The organism is Duganella zoogloeoides, assembly GCF_034479515.1.
GTDB lineage: Bacteria > Pseudomonadota > Gammaproteobacteria > Burkholderiales > Burkholderiaceae_D > Rugamonas > Rugamonas zoogloeoides.
This window is the reverse complement of sequence record NZ_CP140152.1, coordinates 6,007,829-6,031,882: the sequence shown is the minus strand read 5'-3', so window position 1 is coordinate 6,031,882 and position 24,054 is coordinate 6,007,829. Positions and strand designations below refer to the sequence as shown.

14 protein-coding genes are annotated in these 24,054 nt (G+C 66.3%); 11 read left to right on the top strand and 3 right to left on the bottom strand.

Annotated features, from left to right (window positions below):
* Nucleotides 1-150: 150 nt before the first annotated feature.
* Genes ccoN through SR858_RS26440 form a run of 6 tightly spaced genes read left to right on the top strand, consistent with a single transcriptional unit; the run spans nucleotide 151 to nucleotide 5,285 of the window.
* Nucleotides 151-1,575, top strand: a complete 1,425-nt coding sequence (ccoN, locus tag SR858_RS26465) for a cytochrome-c oxidase, cbb3-type subunit I (RefSeq protein WP_019924216.1) — start codon at nucleotides 151-153, stop codon at nucleotides 1,573-1,575.
* A 13-nt stretch (nucleotides 1,576-1,588) separates the two neighbouring features.
* On the top strand, nucleotides 1,589-2,203 hold the full coding sequence (ccoO, locus tag SR858_RS26460) for a cytochrome-c oxidase, cbb3-type subunit II (RefSeq protein WP_019924217.1): 615 nt from the start codon (nucleotides 1,589-1,591) through the stop codon (nucleotides 2,201-2,203).
* 1 nt (nucleotide 2,204) lies between these two features.
* Nucleotides 2,205-2,387, top strand: coding sequence for a cbb3-type cytochrome oxidase subunit 3 (locus SR858_RS26455; RefSeq protein ID WP_019924218.1), 183 nt, complete (start codon nucleotides 2,205-2,207; stop codon nucleotides 2,385-2,387).
* Entirely contained in the window at nucleotides 2,380-3,342 is a 963-nt protein-coding gene (gene ccoP / locus SR858_RS26450; RefSeq protein ID WP_019924219.1) for a cytochrome-c oxidase, cbb3-type subunit III, read from the top strand. Before SR858_RS26455 ends, ccoP begins: the two co-directional genes overlap by 8 nt.
* Nucleotides 3,339-4,733, top strand: coding sequence for a cytochrome c oxidase accessory protein CcoG (gene ccoG, locus SR858_RS26445; protein WP_026637718.1), 1,395 nt, complete (start codon nucleotides 3,339-3,341; stop codon nucleotides 4,731-4,733). The genes ccoP and ccoG overlap by 4 nt, the downstream gene beginning before the upstream one ends.
* 9 nt (nucleotides 4,734-4,742) lie before the next feature.
* Nucleotides 4,743-5,285 carry a FixH family protein gene (locus tag SR858_RS26440; protein ID WP_019924221.1) on the top strand — a complete coding sequence of 181 codons (543 nt, stop codon included), beginning with the start codon at nucleotides 4,743-4,745 and terminating at the stop codon, nucleotides 5,283-5,285.
* A 78-nt stretch (nucleotides 5,286-5,363) separates the two neighbouring features.
* Here the strand turns inward: SR858_RS26440 and fnr are convergent, their stop codons facing one another.
* Entirely contained in the window at nucleotides 5,364-6,122 is a 759-nt protein-coding gene (gene fnr, locus SR858_RS26435; RefSeq protein WP_019924222.1) for a fumarate/nitrate reduction transcriptional regulator Fnr, read from the bottom strand.
* Nucleotides 6,123-6,326: 204 nt separating this feature from the next.
* On the opposite strand from fnr, the gene SR858_RS26430 reads away from it, so the two are divergent.
* Nucleotides 6,327-7,523: a putative peptide maturation dehydrogenase gene (locus SR858_RS26430; RefSeq protein ID WP_019924223.1), complete on the top strand. Its 1,197-nt coding sequence runs from the start codon at nucleotides 6,327-6,329 to the stop codon at nucleotides 7,521-7,523.
* Between the two features lie 28 nt (nucleotides 7,524-7,551).
* Here the strand turns inward: SR858_RS26430 and SR858_RS26425 are convergent, their stop codons facing one another.
* The gene (locus SR858_RS26425) at nucleotides 7,552-7,824 is read right to left on the bottom strand and encodes an NHLP-related RiPP peptide (RefSeq protein ID WP_019924224.1); all 273 of its coding nucleotides are present in this window, start codon (nucleotides 7,822-7,824) and stop codon (nucleotides 7,552-7,554) included.
* Between the two features lie 78 nt (nucleotides 7,825-7,902).
* Nucleotides 7,903-12,858 (bottom strand): hybrid sensor histidine kinase/response regulator, encoded by a 4,956-nt coding sequence (locus tag SR858_RS26420; protein ID WP_154820081.1) that lies wholly within the window; start codon nucleotides 12,856-12,858, stop codon nucleotides 7,903-7,905.
* A 222-nt stretch (nucleotides 12,859-13,080) separates the two neighbouring features.
* Here SR858_RS26420 and SR858_RS26415 point away from each other — a divergent pair, with 222 nt between their 5' ends.
* The 4 genes from SR858_RS26415 to SR858_RS26400 all read left to right on the top strand — a co-directional run bounded on the left by SR858_RS26415 (nucleotide 13,081) and on the right by SR858_RS26400 (nucleotide 23,949).
* The gene (locus tag SR858_RS26415) at nucleotides 13,081-16,620 is read left to right on the top strand and encodes a response regulator (RefSeq protein WP_026637719.1); all 3,540 of its coding nucleotides are present in this window, start codon (nucleotides 13,081-13,083) and stop codon (nucleotides 16,618-16,620) included.
* Nucleotides 16,621-16,781: 161 nt separating this feature from the next.
* Nucleotides 16,782-19,139: a catecholate siderophore receptor Fiu gene (locus SR858_RS26410; protein WP_019924227.1), complete on the top strand. Its 2,358-nt coding sequence runs from the start codon at nucleotides 16,782-16,784 to the stop codon at nucleotides 19,137-19,139.
* Between the two features lie 210 nt (nucleotides 19,140-19,349).
* Complete coding sequence (locus SR858_RS26405; protein WP_154820082.1) at nucleotides 19,350-21,728, top strand: beta strand repeat-containing protein; 2,379 nt, start codon at nucleotides 19,350-19,352, stop codon at nucleotides 21,726-21,728.
* 292 nt (nucleotides 21,729-22,020) lie between these two features.
* Nucleotides 22,021-23,949, top strand: coding sequence for a methyl-accepting chemotaxis protein (locus SR858_RS26400; protein WP_019924228.1), 1,929 nt, complete (start codon nucleotides 22,021-22,023; stop codon nucleotides 23,947-23,949).
* Nucleotides 23,950-24,054: the final 105 nt, after the last annotated feature.

The following is a 24,054-nucleotide window of genomic DNA, read 5'->3' as shown; positions in this document are numbered from 1 at the left end:
ATTGTTTGCAATATTCATGCCCAGCGCGGTGTGACGCGCTCGCCACTGTACTTAATTCATCCGGGCAATTTTGATTCACATCAAGGATTTTTGAGTTTCAGACGCTTACCCTTCGGGCTATCAACTTGACATTACCCGGGGAGAGCTTGTGTGGAGCTAGCATCGAATTACAACTACAAGGTCGTGAAGCAGTTCGCGATCGCCACCGTGATCTGGGGCATCGTCGGCATGCTGGTGGGGGTGATCATCGCCGCCCAACTGGCATGGCCGGCGCTGAACCTCGACATTCCATGGCTGACCTATGGCCGCCTGCGCCCACTGCATACCAACGCGGTGATTTTCGCATTCGGCATCTGCGGCCTGTTCGCCACGTCGTACTACGTGGTGCAGCGCACCTGCCAGGTACGGCTGTTTTCCGACAAGCTGGCATCATTTACGTTCTGGGGCTGGCAGGCCGTGATCCTGCTGGCAGTGGTCACGCTGCCGATGGGTTATACGCGCGGCAAGGAATACGCCGAACTCGAATGGCCGATCACGATCCTGATCGCGCTGGTGTGGATCGCCTACGCGGTCGTGTTCTTCGGCACGCTCATCACCCGCAAGGTCAAGCACATCTATGTGGCCAACTGGTTCTTCGGCGCCTACATCCTGGCCGTGACCATCCTGCACGTGGTGCAGGGCGCCAGCATGCCGGCCAGCCTGACCAAGTCCTATTCCGCCTACACCGGCGTGCAGGACGCCATGATCCAGTGGTGGTACGGCCATAACGCGGTGGGCTTCATCCTCACCGCCGGCTACCTGGGCATGGTGTATTACTTCATCCCCAAGCAGGCCGAACGCCCCGTGTACTCGTACCGGCTGTCGATCGTCCACTTCTGGGCGCTGATCTTCACGTACATGTGGGCCGGCCCGCACCACCTGCACTACACGGCGCTGCCCGACTGGACCCAGTCGGTGGGCATGGTGTTCTCGCTGGTGCTGCTGGCGCCGTCGTGGGGCGGCATGATCAACGGCATGATGACGTTATCGGGCGCCTGGCACAAGCTGCGCACCGACCCGATCCTGAAATTCATGATCGTCTCGCTGTCGTTCTACGGCATCGCCACCTTCGAGGGCCCGATGATGTCGATCAAGACCATCAACGCCCTCTCCCACTACACCGACTGGACCGTGGCCCACGTGCACGGCGGCGCGCTCGGCTGGGTCGGCTTCATCACCATGGGCTCGATCTATTACCTGATTCCGCGCCTGGTGGGCGAACAGAAAATGTACAGCGTCAAGCTGATCGACCTGCACTTCTGGGTGGCCACCATCGGCGTGGTGCTGTACATCGCCGCGATGTGGATCGCCGGCGTGATGCAGGGCCTGATGTGGCGCGCGGTCAACCCCGACGGCACCCTCACCTACACCTTTGTCGAAGGCGTGAAGGCCACGTATCCGTACTATGCGGTACGGGTGCTGGGCGGCTTCATGTATTTCAGCGGCATGTGCGTGATGGGCTACAACACCTGGATGACCTTGCGCCGCCGCGCCACCGTCATCGCCCCCATCCCTGCCCTGGCTGCGGCCCATTGAACCCGGAGTGCCCATGAAATTCTCACATGAATGGATCGAAAAAAATCCCTGGCTGCTGATCGCCCTGGTCACCCTGGTGATCAGCGTAGGCGGCGCCGTGGAAATCGTGCCGCTGTTCTTCCAGAAGTCCACCACCGAACCGGTGGCCGGCCTTAAACCGTACAGCCCGCTGCGGCTGACCGGCCGCGACATCTATGTACGCGAAGGCTGCTACAACTGCCACTCGCAGATGGTGCGGCCGCTGCGCGCCGAGACCGAGCGCTACGGCCACTATTCCGTTGCCGGCGAGTTCGTCTATGACCGGCCGTTCCAGTGGGGCTCCAAGCGCACCGGCCCCGATCTGGCGCGCGTAGGCGGCCGCTACAGCGACGAATGGCACCGCACCCACCTGGCCAACCCGCGCGACGTGGTGCCGGAATCGAATATGCCCAACTACCCGTGGCTGGCCAAGACCAAACTGGTGCCGCAGGACGTGGTGCCGAAGCTGCGCGCGCTGCAGCGCCTGGGCGACCCGTACACCGATGCCGAGATCGCCGCCGCGCCGGAAGAACTGAAGGACAAGACCGAGGAAGACGCCCTGATCGCCTATCTGCAAGGCCTGGGCACGTTAATCAAAGCAAGGAACTGACATGGCTATCGAGAACCTGTTTGACCAGGCCAGCAGCGTGATGACGGTGGTGTCGTTTGTCACGTTCATCGGCATCGTGTGGTGGGCGTATATCCACCACAAGGAAACCGATTTTACCCAGGCAGCACTTGCCCCGTTTGCCGACGAGCCGCTGAAAAGCGAGCGCGAGGTGCATCATGGCTGACTTTACCAGCGGCTTCTGGGATTACTACATCGCCGCCATCACTCTGCTCGGCATCATCGGTTGCGGCATCCTGCTGTGGGCGCAATCGAAGGCGCGGGTGGGCAAGCGCAGCGACATCAATGTCGATACGACCGGCCACATCTGGGACCAGGATTTGACCGAGCTGAACACGCCGATGCCGCGCTGGTGGATGTGGCTGTTCTACATCACCATCGTCTTCGCGCTGGTGTACCTGGTGCTGTACCCGGGCCTGGGCAGTTATGCAGGCAAGCTGGGCTGGAGCTCCACCGGCAACTACCAGACCGAACTGAAACAGGCCGAGGCGGAATATGGTCCGCTGTTCGCCCAGTACCAGCAGCAGGATTTGAAAGCGGTGGCGGCCGATCCGAAGGCGCGCGCCATCGGCGAGCGGCTGTTCCTCACCTATTGCGCCCAGTGCCACGGGTCCGACGCGCGCGGCAACAAGGGCTTTCCAAACTTGGCCGACAAGGACTGGCTGTTCGGCGGCACGCCCGAGATCATCAAGCAGACCATCCTGCACGGGCGTACCGGCGTGATGCCGCCGATGGGCGCGGCCGTGGGCAGCGAGAAGGATATCGAGAACGTCGCCCATTACGTGCTGAGCCTGTCCGGTTCGACATCCGATCCGATCAAGGCGGTGTTCGGCAAAGCGAAATTCGGCGCCTGCATGGCCTGCCACGGCGCCGACGCCAAGGGCAACGCCGCGCTCGGCGCACCGAACCTGACCGACAAGGTCTGGCTGTTCGGCGGCAGCGCCGACACCATCATGGAAACCATCCGCAACGGCCGCGCTGCCACCATGCCGGCGTTTGGCGACTTCCTCGGCGACGCCAAGGTGCACGTGCTGGCTGCCTACATCTGGAGCTTGTCCAATGATGTGACGCAGCCGGCGCCAGCGCCGGCTGCCAATCCGGAACCGGAACCAGCAAAATGAGTGCCCCCGAGACACAAGTCATCAAGATGTATGCGGCGCGCGAGGAAATCTACCCGCGCGAAACCTCGGGCCGCTACGCCCGCCTGCGCTGGCTGTTCGTGTGGCTGACGCAGCTGGCGTTTTACGGCACCCCGTGGCTGCTCTGGAACGACCGCCAGGCCTTGCTGTTCGACCTGACCACGCGCAAGTTCTACATCTTCGGCATGGTCTTGTGGCCTCAGGATTTCATTTACCTGGCGGTACTGCTGATCATCAGCGCGTATTTGCTGTTCCTGGCCACCGCCGTGGCCGGGCGCGTCTGGTGCGGCTTCACCTGCCCGCAAACTGTTTATACCGAAATTTTCCTGTGGATCGAACGCCGCATCGAAGGCAAGCGCAGCGCGCGCATGCTGCTCGACCGCCAGCCCTGGTCCGCCGGCAAGCTCGGTAAAAAAACCGCCAAGCACCTGGCCTGGGGCGCGGTGGCCCTGTGGACCGGCTTTACCTTTGTTGGCTACTTCACGCCGATCCGCGAGCTGATGGTCGAGGTGCAGACCTTCGACTTCGGCCCGTGGGAATGGTTCTGGGTGCTGTTCTACGCCTTTGCCACCTACGGCAATGCCGGCTGGATGCGCGAGCAGGTGTGCAAGTACATGTGCCCGTACGCCCGCTTCCAGAGCTCGATGTTCGACCGCGACACCCTGATCATCACCTACGATGCCAGGCGCGGCGAACCGCGTGGTCCACTGGTTCCACGCCACAAGCAAACAGCCAACACCGGCGGCGCCTGCATCGACTGCTCGATGTGCGTGCAGGTGTGCCCCACCGGCATCGACATTCGCAACGGCCTGCAATACGAGTGCATCGGCTGCGCCGCGTGCGTGGATGCCTGCAACGGCGTGATGGACAAGATCGATGCGCCGCGCGGCCTGATCCGCTACGCCACCGAGCGCGCGCTCGACGAGCATTTAACGCCCAGCGAAATCCGCCGCCGCACCTGGCGTCCCCGGGTGCGCATCTACACCGCCGTGCTGTGCCTGATCGTGGCCGGCGCCGGCGCCGCCCTGTACCTGCGCGTGCCACTGAAAATGGACGTGATCCGCGACCGTGGCGCCATGGGTCGCGAGGTCGAAGACGGCATGATCGAAAACGTCTATCGGCTGCAGATCATGAACACGACCGAGCGCGCCCACACGTATCGCATCAGCGTGTCCGGCATCGACACGCTGGCCCTGGTCACGCCCGCTACCGTGCAGTTGGAGGCGACCGAAACGCGCGGCGTGCCGATCCGCCTGCGCACCGCGCACGGCGCCGCACACAAGGGCTCGAACAAGATCGAAGTGGCGCTGACATCGGTGGATGATCCGGCGCTGCATGTGAAAGAAACTGCGGTCTTCATCGTGCCGCGCTAGGAGATCACCATGCACCATTTACACAGCACGGTCACACCGTGGTACAAGCAGCGCTGGCCGTGGTTCCTGATGCTGGGCCCGGCCATCGTGGTGGCCGGCAGCGTGTTTACCGCCTGGCTGGCGTTTTCGACGCCCGACCCGGTGGTGGTCGGCGACTACTACAAGCAGGGCAAGGCCATCAACCAGGACCTGAGCCGCGACCGCGTGGCCAGCGCCATGGGCCTGTCGATGACGATCGGGTACGACGCCAATCGCGGCGCGCTGACGGGCCAGGTGCAGCGCGCCAGCGGCGACGGCATCACCGAGCGGCTGCGGCTGCGCCTCGCGCACGCGACCTTGCCCGACAAGGATATCGAAGCGACCGTGCAACCCGATGCGGCCGGCCGCTTCGAACTGCCACTGGCCATGCTCGAACGCAGCCGCTGGGTGGTGCTGGTGGAAGGCGAAAAACGCGACTGGCGCCTGGCCGGCGCGTGGACGTGGCCGAAGGAGCGCGGTGTGACGTTGGTAGCGGATGTGGCGCCGGCGGCGTCTATCGCCGGTGCGCAATGACGGCCCGGATGGTTATGCGTTCATACCGTTAACTTTTACTCCGTCATGCCCGCGCAGGCGGGCATCCAATTAGCCGCATTAACCGCAGGTTTCGGTACCGGCCGTAATCGCCTTGAGTGTCAGCGGCTTGAGCAGTTCGATTTCGCGGTTGCTCACCCGGACCAGTCCTTCTTTCTTGAACTTCGACAGCAGGCGGCTGATGCTTTCGATGGTCAGGCCCAGGTAGTTGCCGATCTCTTCGCGCGACATGCGCAGCTGGAAGGCGTTGGGCGAGTAGCCGCGCGCTTCGTAGCGCGACGACAGGTTGACCAGGAAGGCGGCGAAGCGCTGGGTGGCCTGCATATTGCCGAGCAAGAGCATCACGCTTTGCTCGCGCGTGATTTCCTGGCTCATCATGCGGTGGAAGTGGCGCAGCAGGGTCGGCATTTCGGCCAGCAGTTGCTGCAAGGTGGCGAACGGAATTTCGCACACCTCGCTGTCTTCCAGCGCCACCGCCGTGCAATGGTGCAGGTCGGTGCTGATGGCGTCCATGCCGAGCAGCTCGCCGGCCATCTGGAAGCCGGTGATCTGCTCCGCGCCTTCGCGGTTGACCTGGTAGGTCTTGAAGTGGCCGAGGCGGATCGCGTACAGGTTCTGGAACGAATCGCCAATGCGGAACAAGGTATTGCCGCGCGCGACCTTGCGACGGCGGCCGATGATCTGGTCGAGCCGGTCCATGTCTTCGTTGCCCAGTCCCATGGGCAAACACAGCTGGTGCATGCTGCACGTGGCGCAGCTGGCTTTGAGGATGTCGATTGTGGCGCCGGGCAGCACCAGCGATGGCAGGTCTTTGATCATGTCCGCTAGTGTAGACCATCATGCGCCAGAATGGTGCGATGCCGCACTGCCACCATCAGGTATTGCAACGCGCTTTTTACTTTCATTGTACAAGTAATGGCCGCTGAAAATTCCGTCCGCCGCCACTTTCCCGCTGGCGAAGGATGCGCTAGACTGGTCTTCGTTATTGCCGATTTCTCAACTTGAGCAGGAGAGATAAAGACCATGAATCTACGCCGCTGCGCCGTGTTGTACCTCGAACCCCGCGAAGAACTGGACATCGACTGGGCCGCGCTGTTTGCCGGCACCAGCACCCTGGCGGCCAGCACCCGCTGGCTGGCGCTGGCGCCGCACCTGGACCGCGAGATCGAGGTCGATGCGGCCGACCTGGCGGCACTGGCCGCAGTCGGTTCATCGGTCTGGACCGCGCGCGATGAGGTCGCCGAACGCCATGGCGCGGCGGTCGTGGACCGGCTGCTCGCGCACGGCCTGCTGCTGGCCGAGGCCCGGGGCCAGCAGCCAGAGCAGGCCACCGCGCAGGACGCCCTGCGCGAGCGCGACGACACCTTGCGCACGCTGCACTGGCGGCCGCTGGCGGCGCTGGCGCACACGTTCTCGCGCTGGCACGACGTGCGCAGCGACACCGGCATGGAGGCGCCCAGCTTCGAGGAACTGCTCGAACGCCACGGCAATCCGCCGCCGCCGGTGCAGCAGGTGGCCAGCATCGGCGCGGCGGTGCCGCTGCCGGCGCCCGCCGGCATGCTCGACGAGGTACTGCTGCGCCGCTACACGGGCCGCAACTACGATACCAGCGCCAGCCTGCCGCTGGCGGTGGCGGCGCGCCTGCTGCAACGCACGTTCGGCGCCCAGGAACTGCGCCACATCGGCCCGCACGCCAACGTCCTGAAAAAGACCAGCCCGTCGGGCGGCGGCCTGCATCCGGTCGAAGCGTTCGTGCTGGTGCAACGGGTGGACGGCCTGGCGCCGGGCTTGTACCACTACCATCCGCTCGACAACACGCTGGTGCCGCTGCGCGCAACCACGCAGGACGAAGCGGCGGCGCTGGCGCTGCAAATGGTGGCGGACCAGTACTGGCTGGCCGGCGCGGCGATGCAGGTGGTAATGGTGGGACGGGTGGAGCGCTCGTTCTGGAAATACCGCAACCACCAGAAGGCGTACCGCGCGATGTCGCTCGATGCCGGCCACCTGTCGCAGACGTTTTATCTGCTGGCGTCGGAAGCGGGCTTGCCGGCGTTTATCACCGCCGCCATCAACGACATCGATATCGAAACCATGCTGGGGCTGGACCATCTGCGCCACGCGGTGATTGCCGTGTGCGGCTGCGGCGTGGCTGCGACCGGCGCGCGCGAGATGGTGGAACTGCGCTACGGCGAAACCGGCCTCGGCCAGGTGGCCGGATAGCCGGTTAGCCGGTCAAGTGATCAGGCGATCAGGTGGCCAGGCGCGATGCCGACACGCCCGAGAGCATGAACAGCACCATGGTCCGTTCGCCGGCTTCCTTGCTTTCGAACGTGGCATGGTCGGCGGCGCTCACCTGCTTGGACGGCAGGCTGCGCACGGCCGGCACCTTGGCCGGATCGAGTTCGATGCCGAGTGCGCTCAGGGCGCGTACCGGGTCGCTTTGCATGCGGTCGCGGAAACCATCGTCGGTGGCCAGTTTGGCGAGCATGGCGCTGAGCTGATCGAAAGTCTGTTTAATCATCGTGTACTCCCTCAAGGTGGATAAAAACAGTGCACTGCCAGGCCATCCTACGCCGAACTTGGTGAATTTACAACGAGTTTAACCGTCACCAGGGTCCGCCTCGCGTGCTGCCTCGAGCACTGTTTCCAGGGCCGCGTCGAACGCCGCCAGCGCTGGCGCAGCATGCTCCGGCGCGCTGCGCAGTTGCTGCTCGAGGGCGTCGCTGCAGCGGTGCAACTGCCCCATCGACAGGTTGCCGGCCGCCCCCTTGACCTTGTGGACCAGCAGCGCGGCCTGCTCGGTATTGCCGGCGTCGATGGCGGCCGCCAGTTGCGCCGGCGTGGCGGCGAATTCCTCCACGAATTTCTCGAGCAGGACCGTGAGCAGGCGGCGGTTGCCGCCCAGCCGCACCAGCGCGGCGCCGGTGTCCATGCCTGCGTCGATGGCGGACTCGCCGGCCTGGCCGTCAGCGCTGCCGTCACCGTCAGCAACGCCAGCCTCCGGTGCCGGTGCCGGCAGCGCCGGCGCGGCGCGGCCGATGATCCAGCCGGCCAGCACCTCGAACAGCCGTTCCGGCTCGATCGGCTTGGTGATGTAGTCGTTCATGCCCATGGCCAGGCTGTTTTCGCGGAAGCCCGGCACCGCGTGCGCGGTCATGGCGATCACCGGCAACTGCGCGGTCGAATGGCGCGCGCGGATCAGTGCGGTCGCCTCGTAACCGTCCATCTCCGGCATCTGGATATCCATCAGCACGGCGTCGTAACGGCAGGCCTCGACCATGCGCACCGCCTCCATGCCGGTGGCGGCCAGGTCCACCTGCAGGCCGCCGCCGAGCAACACCTCGCGCGCGACCTGCTGGTTGATCTGGTTGTCATCGACCACCAGCACGCGGGCGCCGGCCAGGCGCTGCGCCGCCGCCGACAGCACGCGCGGCGACAGCGGCGCCACTGCCGGTTCGTCGGCGGCCAGGCCCAGCGCCTGCGCGATGGTCAGCAGCATGCGCGCGCGGTTGACCGGCTTGGCCAGGCAATGACGGATGCCGAGCTGGCCGGCCGCGCGCATGGCCGCCTCGCGGCCGTACTCGGTGGCCATGATCACGATCGCGGGCGCACCGGGCGCGGCTGCCTGGCGCAGGCGCCGGACCGTGTCGGCGCCGTGCGCGCCCGGCATGTCCCAGTCCAGCACCACCACGTCCACCGGCTCCGGCGCCAGGTAGGTGTCCACGGCCGCCGCCGCCGCATCAGCAGACCCGGCGGTGGTCACCGGCAGGCCGGCGTCGCCCAGCTGCTGGGCGAACATGGTGCGCACCACCGCGCTGTCGTCCACCACCAGCACCCGCGTGCCAGCGAGCAGCGCCAGCAAACCGGGCGCATCGTCGTGGCGCGCCGGCAGGCTGGGCAGGGCGACGCTGAAATGGAAGCGGCTGCCTTGTCCCGGCATGCTGTCAACACCGATCACGCCGCCCATGGCACGCACCAGCTGCTGCGAGATCGCCAGGCCCAGCCCGGTGCCGCCGTACAGGCGCGTGGTGCTGCTGTCGGCCTGGCTGAAGGCGTGGAACAGGCGCTGCTGCTGCTCGGCGCTGATGCCCACGCCGCTGTCGCTGACGGCGAACCGCAGGCGGTCCCCGTCCGGCCCGGTTTCCCGCGTTACCTGCACCACGATCTCGCCGCGCGCGGTGAACTTGAGGGCATTGCCCACCAGGTTGATCAGCACCTGGCCCAGGCGCAGCGGATCGCCGGCCAGGCGCGCCGGCACGTCCGGGTCGGCCCAGGCCACCAGCTCCAGGCCTTTTTCCGCCGCGCGCCACGAGAACAAGTCCACCACCTGGTCGAGCACGTCCGCCAGGTCGAACGGCACGCTTTCCAGCGCCAGCTTGCCCGACTCGATCTTGGAAAAATCGAGCACGTCGTCGATGATGCCCAGCAGGTTCTTGCCGGCGCGGTCGATCTTGTGGAAGTAATCGCGCGGCTTCGAGGGCAGGTCGAGGTGCGCGCCGAGGCCGGCAAAGCCGAGGATGGCGTTCATCGGCGTGCGGATCTCGTGGCTGATATTGGCCAGGAAGTCGCTCTTGGCGCGGGTGGAGGCTTCGGCGTCGGCGCGCGCCTGCTGGATGGCGCGGATCGCGTCGGCTTTCTGGAAGGCCGAGATGAACGGCTCCTTGAGCGCCTTGAACATGTCCAGGTCGGCGCCGGCGAAGGCCTGCTGCTGCTCGAACACCAGGTAGCCCTGCACTTCTTCGCCGCTGCAGATGCGCACCGCCAGCACGGCGCCGGCGCTGTTGCGGCTGAGGTACATCTCCGGCATGATCAGTTCGGCGCCAGCAACCAGCAGGGTGTGGGCCTCCTCCAGCGTCATGGCCGCACACGGCGGCACCACGCTGGTCTGCCAGCTGGCGTGCACCTTCAGTTGTCCGGCGCCCGGTTCGCGGATCAGCGCGCAGGCGCCGCAGACGTCGCCAATCGCGCTCGACTCGAGCAGGATCGCCTGCAGCAGCGCATCGAAATCGAGCTGGTCGTTGATCGACTTGACGATGGCGTGGACCCGCGCCAGGTGGCGGGTGCGGGCGTACACCTCCTGCTGCAACTGCAGCTTGGCATGCTCGAGCTGCCGGATGCGCCAGCGGTACAGGCCCCAGCCCAGCAGCAGTATGCCGAGCGCCGCGCCGGAGCGCGCCCACCAGGTCTGGTACCAGGCCGGCAGGAAGCGCAGCGCCATGGTCAGCTCGTGCGGACTCCAGGCGCCGTCGCGATTGCTGCCGCGCATGTGCAGGCGGTAGGTGCCGGGCGCCACGTTGGCGTAGGTGGCGATGCGGTGGCTGGCATCTGCCTCCACCCAGTCCTTGTCGTAGCCCTCGAGGCGGAACGCGTAGCGGTTGCGGGCGCTGGCGGAATAGTCGAGCGAAGCGATTTCGATATTGACGTTGCGGGTGCCGGCCGGAATTTCCAGGCCGGGGCCGTCTGCCGCCAGCAAGGGCGCGGGCGCCACCTGGCGTGTGTCGAGCTGGACATTGCTGACCACCAGTTGCGGCTGGTAGTTCCAGCGCTGCACCGGCGTCTGCCGCACCACCACGTAGCCGCCCGAGGTGCCGAACACCGGCTCGCCGTGGGCGGTCCGGGCGCCGGCCCCGCCGAAATAGGCCTGGAACACCAGGCCGTCGGCCCGGCCGAACAACTCGATACCCAGGGTCTCGGGGTCGATCACGGCAATGCCGTTACCGGCCGCTGCCCACATGCGGCCGCTGGCGTCGAGCCGCAGGCCGCTGGCGTTCTTGCCCGACAGGCCGGTACCGACGGCAAGCCGCAGGAAGCGCGGCTTGCCGTCGGCGGTCTGGCCGTCGAGGATGGCGATGCCGCCGCTGTTGGTGCCCACCCAGAGCCGACCGCGGCGATCGAAAGCCAGGGTGTTGATCAGGCCCGGCGGCAGGCCGTCGCTGCGGACCGGCTCGGCCAGGATCTGCTCGGCGCGGCCGGTGGCCGGATCGAAACGATTGAGGCCGTTGCGGGTGCCCACCCACAGCATGCCGTCTGGTGCTTCCAGCAGGGTGGTGACGCGGCTGTCAGAGAGGCCGCCGGCAGCGGCCGGCCCCTGGTGGAAAGCCTGGACCGTGGCGGCGCGCGGATCGTAACGCAACAGGCCGCTTGGCGTGCCCAGCCATAACTCGCCGCCACGCCGCAGGATGCTGCCAATGCGCGGCAACGGCTCGTGGTGCGGCAACGGTACCCGCCGCACCTGGCTGCCCTGGCCGCTGGTGTGGTACAGCCCGGCAAGGGTGCCGATCCACGCCTCGTTCGGTTCGGCTTCGGTCATGGCCAGGATCAGGCTGCCGGGCAGGGCGGTGTCCGGCCGCAGCGGGTCGGGCCGCAGGCCGGCGCGGCGGGTGGCGTCCGGCGCGATCAGGTCGATGCCCTGGTCGGCCAGCGCCACCCACAAGCGGCCGCCCTGGTCGGTCATGAAGGCCGAGGCGGAAATCTCCGGCAAGCCGACGCCATCGAAGATGGTGCTGAAGGTGCGGTTGCGCGGATCGTGGGTATCGACACCGCGCTCGTTGGCGACCCATACCAGGCCGCTGCGGTCGCGCCACAACGCCGCCACCCGGTCGCTGGCCAGGCTGACCGCCACCGCCGGCCGGTGCGTGATGCGGCGGTGGATGCCGGCGGCATCGAATTCGATCACGCCGTCGCCATAGGTGCCGGCCCACCACTGGCCGGGCACGGTTTCGGTCAGCGACAGCACCATCGCCTGGCGCCGGCCCTGGTCCGCCAGCGCCAGCAGGCGCGCGCCGGCGGTGGCTGCGTCGGCGCCGGCGAAACCCACGCCGCTGCGCAGGGTGCCGAATACCACGCCGCCTTGCGGATTCTGGCTCAGCGACAGCACCGCGTCACCCACGCCGGCGATGTCCGCGATCCGGCCGCTGGCTGCGTCGCGCCGGGCCAGGCCGGCGTCGGATCCGATCCATAACACGCCGTCGCGGTCGAGCAGCAGGGCGCGGACCTGGTTGGCGCGCTGGCCGCCGGGCGCCGCGTCCGCGCGCCGGTGGTGGCGCACCTGGCCGGCGGCGTCCACGTAATCGAGGCCGGCGGCCGTGCCCACCCACAGGCCGCCGTCCCTGTCGCTGGCGATCGCATACACAGCCGGGCTGGACAGCGCACCGGCAGCCACCCGCACGAAACGCTCGCTGTGCTTGTCATACCGGGCCAGGCCGTCGATGCTGGTGCCCACCCATAGCCGGCCTTGAGCATCCACGTGCAGGGTCTGGATGAAGTCGCCAGGCAGCGAATACGGATCGTTGGCGTCGAAATAGAAGTTGCGCATCTGGTAGCCGTCCCAGCGGCCGAGTCCGGCCTGGGAGCCGAACCAGAGGAAGCCGTCGCCATCCTGCGCCATGCTCATCACCACGGGGCTGGGGAAATTGCGCTCGGCCGGCGCCAGATGCTCGAACACGACCGGCGCCAGCGCATGCCAGCGATCGGTATCGGGGGCCGCGCGCAGCGGCGCAGAAGCCAGTCCGGCTAACAGGACGGCGGTCGCAAGGGTCAGGACGGTCGGGTTCACCACAAATCAAGGCCAGAGTACTGTGAGTTTCCCCGACGCCAACGTGCCCAGGGTAATGCATCGTAAAGCAAAGCCCGCACTTGCGCCATTGCAAGTACAGGTTACAAGTCACGCGCGATTCAATTGTGTGTCCATCGCAATCCTGTTGCCATTATTGAACTTTGATAGGAAAATTCCTGTTACTCCTGGTTTTCTCCCTCGCAGCCCCCGCACAAGGACGACATGAAACCACTTGGGATCAAGGCGAAAGTTGCATTGGCAACCAGTATCACCTCGATCCTGATGATCGCCCTGGTGACCGTGGTTCAGATGCAACGAGTCAAGCACGATTTCTCCCGGGTGCTGTTTACCCAGCAAACCGCGCTGGTGGCCCGCACCGCCGAGGAACTCGACGACAAGCTGACCGCGCTGCTCGAGATCGTCGCCTTTTCCGCCCGCAAGCAGCCGCTCGAGCTCGGCAACTCGCCCGAACGCCTGCGCGCCTACTACCAGGACCGCGCCATCCTGTCGCTGTTCGACGAGCTGGTGGTGTATAGCGCCGACGGCAAGGCCATCGCCGACCTGCCGGCGGTGCCGGGCCGGGTGGGCATGGACGTGTCCGACCGCGCCTATTTCAAGCAGGTGATGTACACGCGCAAGCCGATGATTACCGAGCCGGTGCTGGGCAAGTACGGACGCGAGCCGCTCGTGCAGGTGATCGCGCCCGTGCTCGACGCGCGCGGCGAGGTGGTGTGCATCCTGTCCGGCGTGCTGCGGCTGTACAAGAACAACTTTCTCGGCCACCTGCGCCACGCCACCGTGGGCGCCAGCGGCTATTATTTTGCCCTAACACGCGGTCCCAAGCCGGTGTACGTGCTGCACCCGGACCCCAACCGCCTGCTGCAGCCGCGCGGCGGCCAGCTCAATGGCGCCACCACGCTGGCACTGGCCGACGGCTTCGAGGGCACGGTCGATAGCGTCGATACCGAGGGCCATGAAGTGCTCAACAGCTACAAGACGCTGAAATCGGTGGACTGGGTGCTGGGCACGTCGCTGCCGGCCGCCGAAGCCTACGAGGCGTTCGACGGCGTGCTTGCGCGCCTGCTGCTGTGGGGCGGCCTGGCCTCGCTGCTGACGGCGCTGCTGGTGGGCGGCCTGGCCGCGCGCCTGCTGGCGCCCCTGGTCAAGCTGCGCAACGCCATCGGCGCGCTGCGTGGCTCCACCGCCGAGTTTGTGCCGCTGCCGGTCCACGCCAACGACGAGGTCGGCCAGCTGACCACCGCGTTCAACAACCTGATGCGCGAACGGCAAGCCGCCGACACGCGCCTGCAAAGCGTGCTCGAGTACGCGCCCAACGCCATCCTGGTGGTGGGCATGGATGGCCGCATCGAAACCGCCAACCGCGAGTGCGAACGCTGCTTCGGCTACCCGCGCGACCAGTTGCTGGGCCGCGCGATCGAGATGCTGGTGCCGGCGCCCTTGCGCGAGCGCCACACCAGCCACCGCGAACATTTTTTTGCCGAGCGCCTCAGCGCCGAGGCGGTGCGCATGGGACGCGGCGCCGTGCTGCACGGACTGCGCCAGGACGGCACCGAATTCCCGGTCGAAATCAACCTGAGCGCGGTGCGCACCGACCAGGGCACCAAGGTGCTGGCCGTGATTTCCGACGTGACCGAGCCGCACCGGCTGCGGGTGGAAGCGGCCGCGCGCACCGAGGAACTCGAACGCGAGCGCGACCGCGCCGAGGCCGCCAACCGGGCCAAGAGCGAATTCGTCGCCAACATGAGCCACGAGATCCGCACCCCGATGAACGCGGTGCTGGGCATGGTCTATTTGCTCGGCAACACCCAGCTGACGCCGCAGCAGCGCAAGTACCTGAACATGGTGCGGGTGTCGGGCCAGTCGCTGCTGGGCATCCTCAACGACGTGCTCGACTACTCCAAGATCGAGGCGCGCCACATGGCGCTGTCACCGGTCGAGTTCAACCTCGACGACACCATGAATTCGCTGGCCACCACCATGACCATGAATGCCGGCGACAAGGAAATCGAGCTGGCCATCGCGGTCGATGCGGCCGTGCCGAAGAATTTGCGCGGCGACGCCCTGCGGCTGCAGCAAATCCTGGTCAACCTGGCCGGCAACGCCATCAAGTTCACCGCCGCTGGCGAGGTGGTGGTGTCGATCGGCCTGGCGGAATTATCGTCCGCTTCGCAGGCGCGGCTGCATTTCGAAGTGCGCGATACCGGCATGGGCATGACCGAACAGCAGCTGGGCCAGCTGTTCCACGCGTTTTCGCAGGGCGACCAGAGCATCACCCGGCGCTTCGGCGGCACCGGCCTGGGCCTGGCGATCACGCGCCGCCTGATCGAGCTGATGGGCGGCGAAATCGCGGTCAGCAGCAGCGAGGGCCACGGCTCGCGCTTCTGGTTCGAGTTGCCGTTCGAAGTGCTGCCCGAGAAGGGAGAGGAGCGGCGCCGCCCTGCGATTGGCGAGCTGCGCATGCTGGTGGCCGACGACAGCGACACCAGCCGCACCCTGATCGCCCAGATGATCCGCGCCTGGGGCTGGCAAGCCGACGAAGTGGCTTCCGGCACCGAGGCGCTGGCCCTGTTCCGCGCCAGCCTCGATGCGCAGCAGCCGTACGACGTGGTGCTGGCCGACTGGCACATGCCCGGCATGGATGGGCTGGCCACGGCCAAGGGCATCCGCGCCGCCGCGCCCGAGGGCGGCCAGCCGGTGGTGGTGATGGTCAACGCCTTCGCCCGCGACCGCCTGGAGGAAATTTCCGCCGCGCCCGAGGTGGACGTGGTACTCGTGAAACCCATCACCAGCTCCAACCTGTTCGACGCCCTGCACGAGGCGCTGGTGACCAACGGCGAGACCGGGCTGCAAATGGCGGCCGGCCAGGGCATCGAGGGGATGCTGGCCGGTTGCCGCCTGCTGCTGGTGGAAGACAACGTGGCCAACCAGGCGGTGGCCTGCGGCATGCTCGAACTGGCCGGAGCCACGGTGGACGTGGTGGATAACGGCCAGCAGGCGGTGGACCGCATGAGCACGCGCCAGGGAGAATATGACGCGGTACTGATGGACATGCAGATGCCGGTCATGGACGGCTTCACCGCCACCCGCATCCTGCGCCAGGAACTCAAGCTCACCTTGCCCATCGTGGCAATGACGGCCGGCGTGCTCGAAGCGGAGCGCGAGCGCAGCGTAACGGTGGGCGTGACCGACTTCATCCCGAAACCGATCGAGGTCGAGGAAATGCTGGCAGTGCTGCTGCGTCACCTGCCTAAAAAAGCGGCAGCCGCGCCGGTGCCTGCTCCTGCTGCGCTGCCGCCACCGGCGCGGCCTCCCGCCACCGTCAGGCTGGTGGCGACACCGGTGCCGGCAACGGGACCGGTACCCAGCTCTGGTCCCGGCAGCGCAGCCGACATCTTCAACGTGGACAAGCTGATGCGGGTGATGGGCAAGGACGCCAAGGGCAGGGCGGTGATGCTCAAGATGGTGCGCGGCGCCATCGAGGGGGGCATGGCGCCGGCCGACGAAGCCGGCACTGCCATCGCCGAGGGGCGCCTGCGCGATGCCGCCCGCCAGTTCCACGGCCTGCGCGGCGCGGTGGGGGTGCTCGGTGCGCGGCGCCTGATCCAGGCCACCATGGACGCGGAAGACGCGATCGTCAAGGAAGACAGCGCGGCGATCGCCGCCGGCTACCAGGCCGTGCGCGCCGAACTGCAAGCCACGCTCGACCAGGCCGGGGCATGGCTCGCCCTTCAACCGGATTGACAGAAAGAAAACGCACCTGCATTTGCAGAAATACCACACGTAAACGATATTGATAACAATTCGCATTTACGAAGTGCGGCGCCATCGTTACAATCTCACGGATTAATCGAATAACAACCGGCATTCGAGCCGTCCTACCTATCCGAACGAGAGATACCGTAATGATCAAGAGCCGCAAGCACGCGCAGTCCCGTTTCAACCAACACATGAGCGCCGCCCTGGCCGCGATGCTGCTGCCGGTGGCAGCGCACGCCGTTGCCGCCGCCGATGAGCAAGCCCAGACCCCGCAAACCCTGTCCGAAGTCAAGGTGCAAGGCGCGGCCGAAGACACCTTCAAGGCTGACCGCGCCGTCTCGGCCAAGTACACCGAAAAGCTGGTCGATACCGCCCAGACCATCACCGTGATCAAGAAGGAACTGATCGAACAGCAAGGCGCAGTCTCGCTGACCGAAGCGCTGCGCAACACCCCGGGCGTGGGCGCGTTCTTCCTCGGTGAAAACGGCAACACCAACACCGGCGACGCCATCTTCATGCGCGGCTTCGACACCTCGGGCAGCATCTACGTGGACGGCGTGCGCGACGTCGGTTCGATCACCCGCGACATCTTCAACATCGAGCAGATCGACGTCCTCAAGGGCCCGGCCGGCACCGACAACGGCCGCAGCGCGCCGACCGGTTCGATCAACCTGGTCAGCAAGCGTCCGCAGCTGGAAGACGCGTACCTCGGTTCCGTCACCGTAGGCAGCGGCAAGCAACGCCGTGGTACCGCCGACCTGAACAAAGTGATCGACGCCGACAGCGGCATCGCCTTCCGCCTCAACGTGCTGGACCAGGATAGCGAAAACCCGGCCCGCGACATGATCAAGAACAAGCGCTGGGCCGTGGCGCCATCGGCCGCGTTCGGCCTGAACGGTCCTACCCGCTTCTACCTGAACTTCTTGCACGTCAAGCAAGACAATATTCCCGACGGCGGCGTGCTGACCATCGGCCTGCCCGGCTACACTCCGCCGTACCTGGCGGTGGGCACCACCGCCGCCTCGCGCGAAGCGGCGCGGCTCGACCGCTTGCGCCTGGCGCCGCTGGAAACCGCTGCGCCGGTACGCTCGCGCAACTTCTACGGTTCCGTGCTCGACCACGACAACGTCACCGCCGACCAGTTCACCGCGCGCATCGAGCATGACACCGCCGGCGGCATCAAGCTGCAGAACACCACGCGCTACGGCCGTAACAAGCAGAACTACCTGCTGACCGCGTTCATGGCCACGTCCGCCAACCTGGTCAACATTGGCACCGATCCCAATGCCTGGGAGATGCGCCGTACCAACATGACCTTCAAGGACCAGACCAACAAGGTGCTGACCAACCAGACCACCGCCACGGCCGAATTCGGCACCGGCGCCGTCAAGCACACGCTGGTGGCCGGTCTCGAGTTCATCAATGAGAAACAATACAACTACACGCTTGCCGGCACCGTCCCTGCCGGTACGGACCTGTTGACGCGCACCAGCATCTACCACCCAAATCCATCGGCGCCGCAAAACGTGGCCATCGCCCGCAACGGCGCCCAGGCCGAAGGCAGCACCGACACCCAGGCCCTGTACGTGTTCGATACCGCCAAGTTCGGCGACTGGATCATCAACGGCGGCGTGCGCGTGGACCACTACAGCACCACCTACAATTCGATCGCGCTGCAAGGTGCAGTGACTTCCGGCACCCAGGTCATCCCGGTCGGCACGCGCCTGCCCACCACGCTCAAGGACACCGACACGCTGTATAACGGCAAGCTGTCGGCGCTGTACAAGGTCACGCCGGAGAGCAGCGTGTACGGCCTGGTAGCCACCTCGAAATCGCCACCGGGCGGCACCAACTTCACGCTCAGTGCGGCCAATGGCAACGCTGCCAACGTCAACAACGAGCCGCAGTCCACCACCAACTATGAACTCGGCGGCAAGTGGGACTTGCTGCAGCAAAAGCTGTCGCTGTCGGCCGCGCTGTACCGTACCGAAGTCAAGAACGAAGTGGAAGTCGATCCGACCAATGCCGCCGTGTTCTACCAGAACGGCAAGAAGCGCGTGCAGGGTATCGAACTGGGCGTAACGGGGGAACTGGCCCGTGGCTGGCTGGTGAGCGCAGGTTACACCCGCATGACCACCAAGATCGACTCGGGCCGCCTGGTCACCGCCAACGGCGAGAACTCGCTGGCCTACACGCCGAAACAGGCATTCACGTCGTGGACCTCGTACACGCTGCCGTTCGGCCTGACCGTCGGCGGCGGCGCCCGCTACAGCGGCAAGCTGCTGCGCGGCACCGACGGTGCGATCGGCACCCCGGCCTATGTCGAGTCGTACTGGGTGGCCGACGCCATGGCCAGCTATGCGCTCAACAAGCACATCGACCTGCGCCTGAACGTGTATAACATCACGGACAAGGAATACGTGGGCGCGATCAACAAATCGGGTTACCGCTACACCCCGGGCCAGCCGCGTTCGGGCAGCCTGACGGCCAATATCAAGTTCTAAGCAGCGCGCTGCCTTGGCAGACCCAGAGCCCCGCCGGTACCGGCGGGGCTTTTTCATTTTTGCACAACGTTGTTTTACGATCCTGCCAGCGGATTTTGATGCAATAAAGAGTAGATAAATAAAGAACGTTCATTACAATGCTTGCACGGGCGGCTGGCATGCGATTGCAACGGCATCGGTGCAAAGCCTCCCTACTTCAGGGAGGCAACCATGGCATACCACCATCCGGCTTTGCGGCCGCTTTCATCAATTTCCCCCATCTCATCGTACCGGCTGCGCACCGTCCTGCGCATGATTCCGCTGGTCTGCGCGGCCTGGTGCGGCAACGCGCTGGCGGTGGACGTGATCTACCAGGGGCCGCCTGGCAGCAGCGGCCTGGCAGGCACCACGCCGGGCGCGCCCGGTACCGCTGGCGGCGCCGCGCCGCCCGCCCCGTACCTGCTGTTTGGTGCCGATCCGGTCAACACCCTGCTGGTCAATGGCGGCGCCGGCGGCGCGGGCGGTAACGGCGCCAATGGCAATACCGGTCAGACCGGGGGCGCGGGCGGCGCGGGCGGCGCCGGTGCCGACACCTCGGCCGAGTTAACGGTGGCGGCGCCGGCAACCGGCGCCAGCCTGGCGGTCACCGCCAACGGCGGCCTGGGCGGCAATGCCGGCCAGCCGGGCAGCGGCGCCCAGACCGGGGCCGGCGCGGCAGGCGGTGTCGGCGGTACAGCGTTCGCTAACGGCGTGCTGATCAGTTCGGGCAGCGGCGCCGTGCAAGGCGCGGCGCAGGCGACCGGCGGCCAGGGCGGCCGCTCCACCGGCGTACTCAACGGCGCAGCCGGCGGCGCGGCGCTCAGCAATCTCACGACGGTCGCGCTGGGCAGCGGCGCGGCCAGCGTGCGTTCGATTGCCACCGGCGGCCAGGGCGCCGCCGCCAATGTCGACGGCACGAGCGGCGGTGCAGGCGGCAATGCCTCGGCCAATGCCGGCGTCGGCAATCCCAACGCCACGCTGGCCTCCTACAGCCAGGAAGTGCGCGCCATCGGCGGCGCCGGCGGCCATGCCAACCTCGACTTTGAAAACGCCCCCTTTGCCTACGGCGGCAATGGTGGCGATGCCGCCGCCAACACCAGCAGCGCCTTCAACAGCAGCACCGGCACGCTGACGCTGGTGCAGAGCGCCACCGGCGGCGCCGGCGGCGATACCGTGTTCGCGTATGCGGGGCGCGGCGGCAATGCCACGTCCACCATTACCAGCGGCCTGGGCGGCGCACTCAACGCCAGCGTCAACAGCACCGCCACCGGCGGCATCGGTGGCAACGCTGCCGGCAACCCGTTCAACGACCCGATATCGGGCGCACCGGGCGCGGGCGGCAATGCCACCAGCACCGTCTCGCTCGCAGGCAACGCACCGGCCGCCGGCAGCTGGAACGCGGTGATTGCCGCCACCAGCACCGCACTGGCAGGCTTGCCCGGCATCGGCGCCTTTTCGGGCGGCGGTGGCACGGCCGACGCCACCGTGACCGTGGCCGGCTACGGCCGCGTGACCGGCACCGCGCTGGCCACCGGCGCGTACGGCGGCAACGAGGGTGGCGCCGGCATTGCGCGCGCCACGGTCGATTCCAGCTACAGCGCGGTGGCCAACGCCACCGCCAATGGCGGCGGCGCCTTCTTCAACCCGGGTGCGGCGGCCACCGCGCGCGCCGATGCCCGATCGGCCTGGCATGCGAGCGCCGATGCGGTCGCCATGTCCGGCAGCGGCCGCTTTGGCAATACCGAAGCGGGATCTGCCATCGCCCAGGCTTCGGTCACCCGCGCGCTTGGCATGCCGGCGCCGCCGTTGCCGCCAGCGTCGCTGCTGGCGCCCGAAGCGCGCGCCCACGCGGTGGCCAGCTTCCGCGGCGGCGAAGTGCTGGCGCGCAGCAGTTACAGCGATGCCAGCCTGGGCGGCGCGGTGGTGGCTACCGCCGGCACGGGCCAGCCGGCCGAGTTCTACCAGCCCGAGGCGTACAGCGCGGCCAATGTCGGCGGCGCAGCCTACGGCGCGTGGACGCCCGATCCCGCCGTCGGCATGGTCTCCTCGTACGCCAGCGCGCTGCCCGATCCGGCTTCGCTGTCCACCTTGCTGACGGCCTCGCCCAACATCGCGGCAGCATTCGACGACGCCCAGTTGTTGGGCGCGGGCACCATGGGCGCGATGTTCTTCCCGTTCAGCGCCACGGCGCAGTTCAGCGTGCCGTTTACCGCTGGCCGCCACTTGCTGCTGGGATTGGGACTGCCGTTCGTTTCGGAATTCGATACCGCCAACTTCGAATTCTCGGTCAGCAATGGCGCCACCGAGTTGTACGCAGGCAGCTTCAACAGCCCGGACCAGGCCGCGCTGTTCTTCTCCGATAACGTGCTCGACCTGGGCGTGTTCAACACCAGCACGCTCGACCTGCTGGTGCGCTTCTCGTTCAACGGCGGCATCTACGGCTTCAACTACGTGCTGGGCGCCGGCGACGCCCTGACGCCGGTGCCGGAGCCGGGCGCCTGGCTGATGCTGGTGCTGGGCCTGGCCCTGCTGACGTGGCGCGCGCGCACATTGCGTTCAGCTAGTCACTGACTGCCGCAACACCGGTGGTGAAAACGCTTGCCACCAATTGCAGCCCCATGACATGATCAATGTCAGACTTTGGCTTCCGGTTCCTCCGGAATGGGGCTGCGATGGATCGTGTGGTTGGCTTGTCCGCGAAATACCTGGCGGCGCGCCCCGGCGCCGCGCCACACAACGCCCTCCAACACCCCTTGCATGCCGCTAGCTGTAACAGCGCTGGCGGCCATTTCCTTATCTTTTCCCCTTGCATGCCACGGCCATTTCCCTGGCAGGCATGCGCACATCCGTTTCAGGAGCGACTATGTTTGCAAACATGAAGGTGGCGGTACGGCTGGCGATCGGTTTCGGCGCGGTGGTGGTGTTACTGCTGGCGCTGTCAGCGGTCAGCCTGACCAGCATGGCGGCCTTGAATCACGATGTCAGCCTGCTGATGGACGACCGCTATCCGAAGGTCATGCTGGCCAATGAAGCAGCCACCCTCACCATCGACAACGGCCGCCAGGTACGCAGCATGATGCTGGCCACCAGCAACGAGGAACGCGAGCGCTACAAGGCGACTGCCGAAGCCAACCGCGTCAAGGTGGCCGAAGCGCTGGCCCGCCTCGACAAGCTGGTGGCCAGCGACAAGGGGCGCGAACTGTTCCGCGAGGTCACCAGCAAGAGCAATGCGCTCAATCCTGCCTATGTCGAACTGTATGCCTTGATCAAGGACGATCCGAAGGCCGCGCTCGAGTACATGAAGGACCAGTTCCTCGTCGCCAACAGCAGCTACCTGGCGGCGCTGGAAAACCTGGTCAAGCACCAGACCACGCTGATGGAACAGGACCGCCAGCACGCGGCCGACAACTATGACAGCACGCGCAACACGGTGATCGCACTGGTGGTGGGCGCGGTGGTGATCGCGATCGGGCTGGCATGGGCCATCACTGCCAGCCTGGTGCGTGGACTCGGCGGCGAGCCTGCCTATGCGGCCCAGGTGCTGCGGCGCATTTCCGATGGCGACCTGTCCAGCGACGTGGTCACCCGGCCCGGCGACCAGGGCAGCCTGCTGCTGACGGTCAAAGAGATGGTGGCCAAGCTCAAGCAGGTGATCGACGGCCAGCGCACGGTGGTGGAGGCGGCCAATCGCGGCAACTTCGATTCGCGCGTGGATCTCAACGGCTTGCAGGGCTTCCAGCGCGACATGGGCGACGGCCTCAATCAACTGGCGGCCACCACCGGCGCCAGCATTGCGGACGTGGTGCGGGTGATGGGCGCGATGTCCGACGGCGACCTCACGCAAACCATCGACAAGCCGTACGAAGGCGCGTTTGGCGAACTGCAAAAATACGCCAACACCACCGTGGCCAAGCTGGGACAGGTAGTCGCCGAAGTGAACGCGAATGCCGAAGGGCTGGCCGCCGCGTCTGAAGAAGTGAGCGCCACCGCCAACTCGCTGGCGCAAGCCGCCAGCGAACAGGCCGCGGGCGTGGAAGAGACCTCGGCCTCGGTCGAACAGATGACCGCGTCGGTAGCGCAAAACACCGACAACGCCAAGGTGACCGACGCCATGGCCAGCCGCGCGGCGGTGGAGGCCACCGAAGGCGGCGAAGCCGTGCGCTCGACGGTGACGGCCATGAAGCAGATCGCCGCCAAGGTGCTGATCATCGACGACATCGCCTACCAGACCAATTTGCTGGCGCTGAACGCTGCCATCGAAGCGGCCCGCGCGGGTGAGCACGGCAAGGGCTTCGCGGTGGTGGCGGCCGAGGTGCGCAAGCTGGCCGAACGCAGCCAGATCGCCGCCCAGGAAATCGGCGAAGTCGCTACCAGCAGTGTCAGCCTGGCCGAGCACGCCGGCCAGATGCTGGGCGCGATGGTGCCCAATATTCGCAAGACGTCCGACCTGGTACAGGAAATCACGTCGGCATCGGAAGAACAATCGGCAGGCCTGGCGCAAATCAATTCCGCCATCGCCCAACTGAGCCAGACCACCCAGCAAAACGCCGCCGGCTCCGAACAACTGGCCTCCACCGCCGAGCAGATGAGCAGCCAGGCCGAAGAACTGCAACAGGCAATGAGTTTCTTCCGGGTGGCGGGCAACCTGAAAAGCACCGCCGCCTCTTCCAGCAGCCACGGCGCCAGCCGGCAGCAGCCCCGCCCGTCAACCGCCTCACGCCACGCCCCGGCGCCACGGCAACAGGAGTTTGCGTCCACCGGGCCGGATGAAACCAAGTTCGTGCGGTACTAGTTTGGTTGCAACATAGCCCGGTGGTTACAGCCCAATAGCGTAGACGTAGTCACAATTCCTATTTATAATTGCGAGTGATTCTCATTTAGATTACTCAACATTCAG